We start from the raw sequence: 6,193 nt of genomic DNA on the forward strand, positions 1-6,193 counted from the left end.
AGGGGCTTCGCTTTGGCGATGAGCTGGCGCGTATCGGCTGGAAGGGCAGCGAAACGCCGGGTGCGCGCAAAATACATGCCATGTTCGAATATCATATCGAACAAGGCCCGATCCTGGAGGCCGAGAACAAAGAGATCGGGGTTGTCACCCATGGTCAGGGCCTGCGCTGGATCGAATGCACAGTCACCGGCAAGGGACAGCATACCGGCTCGACGCCGATGCTGATGCGCCACAATGCCGGACGCGGGTTGGCGCAGCTGACCGAGCTTGCCCATGAAATTGCGATGAAATACCAGCCCAACGCCGTCGGGGCGATCGGCCACATCGACGTCTATCCCAACAGCCGCAACGTCATCGCCGAAAAGGTGGTCTTCACCGTCGATTTTCGCAGCCATATCCTGCCCACCCTGCTGGCGATGACAGAGGAATTCCTCAACCGCGCGCCGGAGATTTGTGCGGCTTTGGGCTGCCAGTTCAGCGCCGAAATCGTGGGTCAGTTCGATCCGCCCGCATTTGACACCATCCTGCTGGAGCGCGTGCGCAATGCCGCCGACCGGCTGGGATACAGCCATATGGATATCGTCTCAGGGGCTGGACATGATGCCTGTTGGATCAATCAGGTCGCGCCCACGGTGATGATCATGTGCCCCTGCGTCGACGGGCTTTCGCATAATGAGGCGGAAGAGATCAGTCAGGAATGGGCCGAGAGAGGCGCCGATGTCTTGCTGCATGCAGTTCTGGAAACGGCGGAAATCGTCACCGGATAAAGGCAGGAAACGGGGGCCAGCCCCCGTACCCCCGAGGTATTTCGATCAAAGCGAAGGATGAAGTGATGAGCATTGTGATCAAAGGCGGAACCATCGTCACCGCGGATCTGAGTTACGCCGCCGATGTTTTGATCGAAGGGGGCAAAATTGCGCAAATCGGGGCCAATCTCAGCGGCGATCAGGTCGTGGATGCAACGGGCTGTCTGATCATGCCCGGGGGCATTGATCCGCATACCCATCTTGAGATGCCGTTCATGGGCACCTATTCCAGCGATGATTTCGAAAGCGGAACCCGCGCGGCCCTGGCCGGTGGCACCACGATGGTCGTCGATTTTGCCCTGCCAGAGCCGGGTCAGGGATTGCTGGATGCCCTGGGGCGCTGGCACAACAAGACCGCCCGCGCCCATTGTGACTTTTCGTTTCATATGGCGGTCACCTGGTGGGGCGAGCAGGTCTATGATGAGATGGCCGAAGTCGTGAAGAAAGGGATCACCAGCTTCAAGCATTTCATGGCCTATAAAGGCTCGTTGATGGTGAATGATGATGAACTGATCTCGAGCTTTCGCCGGGTCGGAGATCTTGGCGGGCTGGCGATGGTTCACGCCGAGAACGGCGATGTCGTCGCCGAACTATCGGCGCGTTTGCTGGCTTCGGGCAATACCGGCCCTGAGGCACATGCCTATTCGCGCCCACCGCAGGTGGAAGGTGAGGCGACCAACCGAGCCATCATGATCGCCGATATGGCAGGTGTTCCTCTATACGTCGTTCATACCTCTTGCGAGGAAAGCCACGAGGCGATCCGGCGTGCGCGTCAGGCGGGCAAGCGGGTTTGGGGCGAGCCGTTGATCCAGCATCTGACACTGGATGAAAGTGAATATTTCAACCCTGACTGGGATCATGCAGCACGGCGCGTGATGTCCCCCCCGTTCCGCAACAAGCAACATCAAGACAGCCTTTGGCATGGGCTACAATCGGGCAGCTTGTCTTGCGTTGCCACCGATCATTGCGCCTTTACCACCGCGCAAAAGCGGACCGGGTTGGATGACTTTACCAAGATCCCCAATGGTACCGGCGGGCTTGAGGATCGCTTGCCCATGCTTTGGACCTATGGGGTTGGCACCGGTCGTTTGACCCCGAATGAATTCGTAGCCGTCACGTCGACCAATATCGCCAAGATCCTGAACCTTTATCCGCAAAAGGGCTCGGTTCTGGTTGGGGCGGATGCAGATCTGGTGATCTGGGATCCAGAGGCTGAAAAGGTGATCTCGGCAAAGGGCCAGCAAAGTGCCATTGATTACAACGTCTTTGAGGGCAAGTCGGTCAAAGGGCTTCCCCGCTATACGATCAGCGGCGGGCGGATCGCCTTTTACGACGGCAAGATCGAAAGCCATGAGGGCGATGGTCGCTTTGTCGCACGCGAACCGCGCCCGGCGGTCAACCGCGCGCTTTCGGCCTGGAAAGAGCTGACCGCCCCTCGCCCGGTCAATCGCGGGGCGGGCATTCCAGCCAGCGGGGTCTAGCCCCGCCTTTTCTGCTTCCTGTCACGTCCCCATTCGAGAGGCACCATGAGCGCAGCAGTCATTCAGGCCACAGATGTCGATCTAACCTATCCGACCGGGGACGGGCCGGTTCATGCCCTGAAAGGCGTCAGCCTTGAGATCAACAAGGGCGACTTTGTCAGCTTCATCGGGCCATCTGGCTGCGGAAAGACCACTTTTTTGCGTGCCATTGCCGCGTTGGAGACCCCGACCGGCGGCCAGCTTTTGGTCAATGGGCTAAGTGCCGATGCGGCGCGGCGCGCGCGGGCCTATGGCTATGTCTTTCAAGCTCCGGGTTTGTTTCCATGGCGGACAATTTCTGGAAACATCGCCCTGCCTCTTGAAATCATGGGGTTTTCCAGAGAAGAGCGATCTGAGAGGGTTGCCCGTGTGCTGGAGCTGGTCGAGCTGGCAGGCTTTGGCGGGAAATATCCGTGGCAGCTGTCGGGGGGGATGCAGCAACGGGCATCCATCGCACGGGCCTTGGCCTTTGACGCTGATATTTTGCTGATGGATGAGCCTTTCGGCGCCTTGGATGAGATCGTGCGCGATCGCCTGAACCAAGCCGTGCTTGATTTGTGGCGAAAGACCCAAAAGACTATTGGCTTTGTCACCCATTCGATCCCAGAAGCCGTTTATCTGTCGACCAAGATCGTGGTCATGTCACCGCGCCCCGGACGCATCACGCGGGTCATCACCAGCACCCTTCCCCACGAACGCCCGCTGGAGATCCGCGATACTGCCGAATTCATCGAAATTGCCCAGCAGGTGCGCGAAGGGCTGCGCGAGGGCCATAGCTATGACTGAATTCAGACCCGAGGTCAGAGCATGAAGCATCTTGTGCCAGTGCTGACGGTTTTGGCGGCGCTCATCGTATTTTGGTACGGCGCGGCGGTGGTGCTGAATGCCCCTTGGGCGCGAGATCAAGCGGCCCGTGCAGGCGAAACCTTAACCCAATCTCAACTTATTGCAGCGACCATGACGCAAGAACGGCCGGTTCTACCCGCGCCGCATCAGGTGGCAAAAGGGGTATGGGATGGAGTGGCGGGACAGAAAATCACCTCGAAACGCAGTTTGATTTGGCATTCATGGGTGACACTTTCTGCAACATTGGCCGGCTTTGCGATTGGCAGCCTGGCAGGTATCGCGCTGGCAATCGGCATCACCCATAATCGCGTCATGGATCTGTCGGTCATGCCCTGGGCCGTTGCCAGCCAGACGGTTCCTATTCTTGCGATTGCCCCCATGGTCATCGTCGTTTTTGCCAGTATGGGCATCACCGGCCTGTTGCCCAAGGCGATCATTGCCGCCTGGCTGTCCTTCTTTCCGGTTTTAGTGGGCATGGTCAAAGGTTTGCGCACACCCGACCGGATGCAGCTTGACCTGATGCATGCCTGGAATGCCAGCCCTCTGCAAACTCTGTTGCGGCTTCGTCTGCCCTCGGCCATGCCCTATCTGTTTGCCAGCCTGAAGGTGGCGGTGGCGGCGGCCTTGGTCGGCACGATTGTTGGCGAATTGCCGGCGGGTGCCACGGCCGGGCTAGGTGCCAGGCTGTTATCGGGCAGCTACTATGGCCAGACCATCCAGATCTGGTCTGCGCTTTTCATGGCGGCCGCACTTGCCGCAGCACTTGTCATGATCCTTGGGGCGATTGAAAAGCGCGTCCTGAAACAGATGGGGCTGGCACGATGACAGGCGCGGTATCCCTTCTTGCGGTTTGGCTTGGCGCGCTTGGCCTGAACAGCTGGCTGGCACGGCGACAAGGTCCGCTTTTTGCAATCCTTGTCGCGGCGATCTTTGGCATCACCGTGCTGATCCTGTGGGAGATGGTGGTCAGGATCTATCACGTCCCCAATGTGATTTTGCCCGCGCCAACACATATCGGGCGCGCGCTGATCCGCAACCTGCCCTTGCTTTGGGGCGACTTCGTCCAAACCATCCTCAAGGGCGCGCTGACCGGTTGGGTGATCGGCGCAATTGCAGCGACGCTGACGGCTGTCGCGATCGATCGCAGCCCCTTTTTGCAGCGTGGCCTTTTACCCATCGGAAACTTTGTCGCCGCCCTGCCGATCGTGGGCGTGGCGCCAATCTTGGTGATGTGGTTCGGCTTTGATTGGCAATCCAAGGCCGCCGTCGTCGTCATCATGGTCTTTTTTCCGATCTTGGTGAATATGGTTGCCGGACTTGCCGCGACCGAAGCCTTGCAGCGCGATCTGATGGCGACCTGGAATGCGGGTTATTGGCAAGCTTTGTGGAAATTGCGCCTGCCCGCGGCAATGCCCTTTCTGTTCAACGGTCTGAAAATCACCACGACTTTGGCGCTGATCGGTGCCATTGTGGCCGAATTCTTTGGCAGTCCGACGCGGGGCATGGGATTTCGGATCTCGACCTCTGTCGGGCAATTGAACATGGCCCTGGTCTGGGCCGAGATCGCAGTCGCCGCACTGGCAGGTACAGCATTTTACGGCATTGTCGCGTGGATCGAGAAAAAGGTGACCTTCTGGCACCCCTCGCAGCGCCAATAACGGGCGAAACCGCCCCTCAACAGTGGAGAGCAAGGATGAAGAAGCTACTGATCGGCACCACCCTTTCGGCTTGTTTCGCCAGCGGTGCCTGGGCAGCCGATGACCTGAGCCTGCAGCTCAAATGGGTGACCCAGGCGCAATTCGCGGGATATTATGTCGCGAAAGACAAGGGTTTCTACGAAGAAGAGGGGCTGAACGTCACCATCAAACCCGGCGGACCCGATATCGCACCCGTGCAGGTTTTGGCGGGTGGCGGTGCCGATGTCACGGTTGAATGGATGCCCGCCGCGCTTGCCGCGCGCGAGAAAGGCCTGCCCATTGTCAATATTGCTCAGCCATTCAAGACCTCGGGGATGATGCTGACCTGCCTGAAGGAAAGCGGCATCAAGGACCCCAAGACCGATTTCAAGGGCAAGACGCTTGGGGTCTGGTTCTCCGGGAATGAATACCCATTTCTAAGCTGGATGAACCACCTTGGCCTTAAAACCGATGGTGGCCCTGATGGCGTAACTGTTTTGAAACAAGGCTTTAACGTCGATCCTTTGTTGCAAAAGCAGGCCGCTTGCATCTCGACCATGACCTATAACGAATACGGACAGGTCTTGGATGCCGGCATCAAACCCGAGGATTTGGTGACCTTCAAATATGATGACCAGGGTGTCGCCACGCTGGAGGACGGCCTTTATGTGCTCGAAGACAAGCTTAAAGACCCCGCGATGGAGGATAAGCTAGCCCGCTTTGTCCGCGCATCGATGAAGGGTTGGAACTATGTCAAAGAGCATCCCGATGAAGCCGCCGAAATCGTCATCGAAAACGACGAAACCGGTGCGCAGACGCTAGAGCATCAGCAGTATATGGCCACCGAAGTGGCCAAGTTGCTCGACACCGGAACTGGTGCGCTGGATGAGGCTGATTACAAGCGCACGGTGGCCACTTTGCTTGCTGGGGGTTCTGATCCTGTGATCTCGAAAGAGCCAGAGGGTGCCTGGACCCATGCGGTTACCGACAAGGCGGGCGCAAAGTAAGCAAAAAGACGTTCCGGAAAGCTGTGTCAAAGACGGCTTTCCGGTCCCTTGCTCTTGCACAGGGACGCGCCGAGGATTAGGCCGCCCCAATGAGCGAAACCACCCCCGCACCCAAAAAACATAGTTTCATCGAAGACGCCCAAGGGCTTGCCTATGGCAGTTTCATGGCCTCGGTCGGTGTTTTGATCCTGACCCATCTGGGTTTCGTGACCGGTCAGACGGCAGGGCTGGCGGTTATGCTGTCCTATTCAACGGGATACAGCTTTGCGCCGATCTTCTTTTTGGTAAATCTGCCGTTTTATTGGCTTGGCTACCCCCGCATTGGGCTGGCCTTTACC

7 protein-coding genes are annotated in these 6,193 nt (G+C 58.2%); all 7 read left to right on the forward strand.

The features are described from left to right. Window positions 1-767: M20/M25/M40 family metallo-hydrolase (locus RTS12_RS19570; RefSeq protein ID WP_312531588.1), on the forward strand; the 767-nt coding region annotated here is incomplete at its 5' end. A gap of 65 nt (window positions 768-832) precedes the next feature. Then, window positions 833-2,287 (forward strand): dihydropyrimidinase, encoded by a 1,455-nt coding sequence (gene hydA, locus RTS12_RS19575; RefSeq protein WP_312531591.1) that lies wholly within the window; start codon window positions 833-835, stop codon window positions 2,285-2,287. Between the two features lie 45 nt (window positions 2,288-2,332). After that, window positions 2,333-3,112, forward strand: a complete 780-nt coding sequence (locus RTS12_RS19580) for an ABC transporter ATP-binding protein (protein ID WP_312531594.1) — start codon at window positions 2,333-2,335, stop codon at window positions 3,110-3,112. A gap of 21 nt (window positions 3,113-3,133) precedes the next feature. Further along, entirely contained in the window at window positions 3,134-3,997 is an 864-nt protein-coding gene (locus RTS12_RS19585; protein ID WP_312531597.1) for an ABC transporter permease, read from the forward strand. After that, window positions 3,994-4,830, forward strand: coding sequence for an ABC transporter permease (locus RTS12_RS19590; RefSeq protein ID WP_312531600.1), 837 nt, complete (start codon window positions 3,994-3,996; stop codon window positions 4,828-4,830). Before RTS12_RS19585 ends, RTS12_RS19590 begins: the two co-directional genes overlap by 4 nt. A 35-nt stretch (window positions 4,831-4,865) precedes the next feature. Further along, window positions 4,866-5,855, forward strand: coding sequence for an ABC transporter substrate-binding protein (locus RTS12_RS19595; RefSeq protein WP_312531604.1), 990 nt, complete (start codon window positions 4,866-4,868; stop codon window positions 5,853-5,855). An 89-nt stretch (window positions 5,856-5,944) separates the two neighbouring features. Beyond that, on the forward strand, window positions 5,945-6,193 hold a 249-nt coding region (locus RTS12_RS19600; protein ID WP_312531607.1), incomplete at its 3' end, for a YitT family protein.

Source organism: Paracoccus sp. (in: a-proteobacteria), assembly GCF_032007265.1.
In the GTDB taxonomy this organism is placed as follows: domain Bacteria; phylum Pseudomonadota; class Alphaproteobacteria; order Rhodobacterales; family Rhodobacteraceae; genus Paracoccus.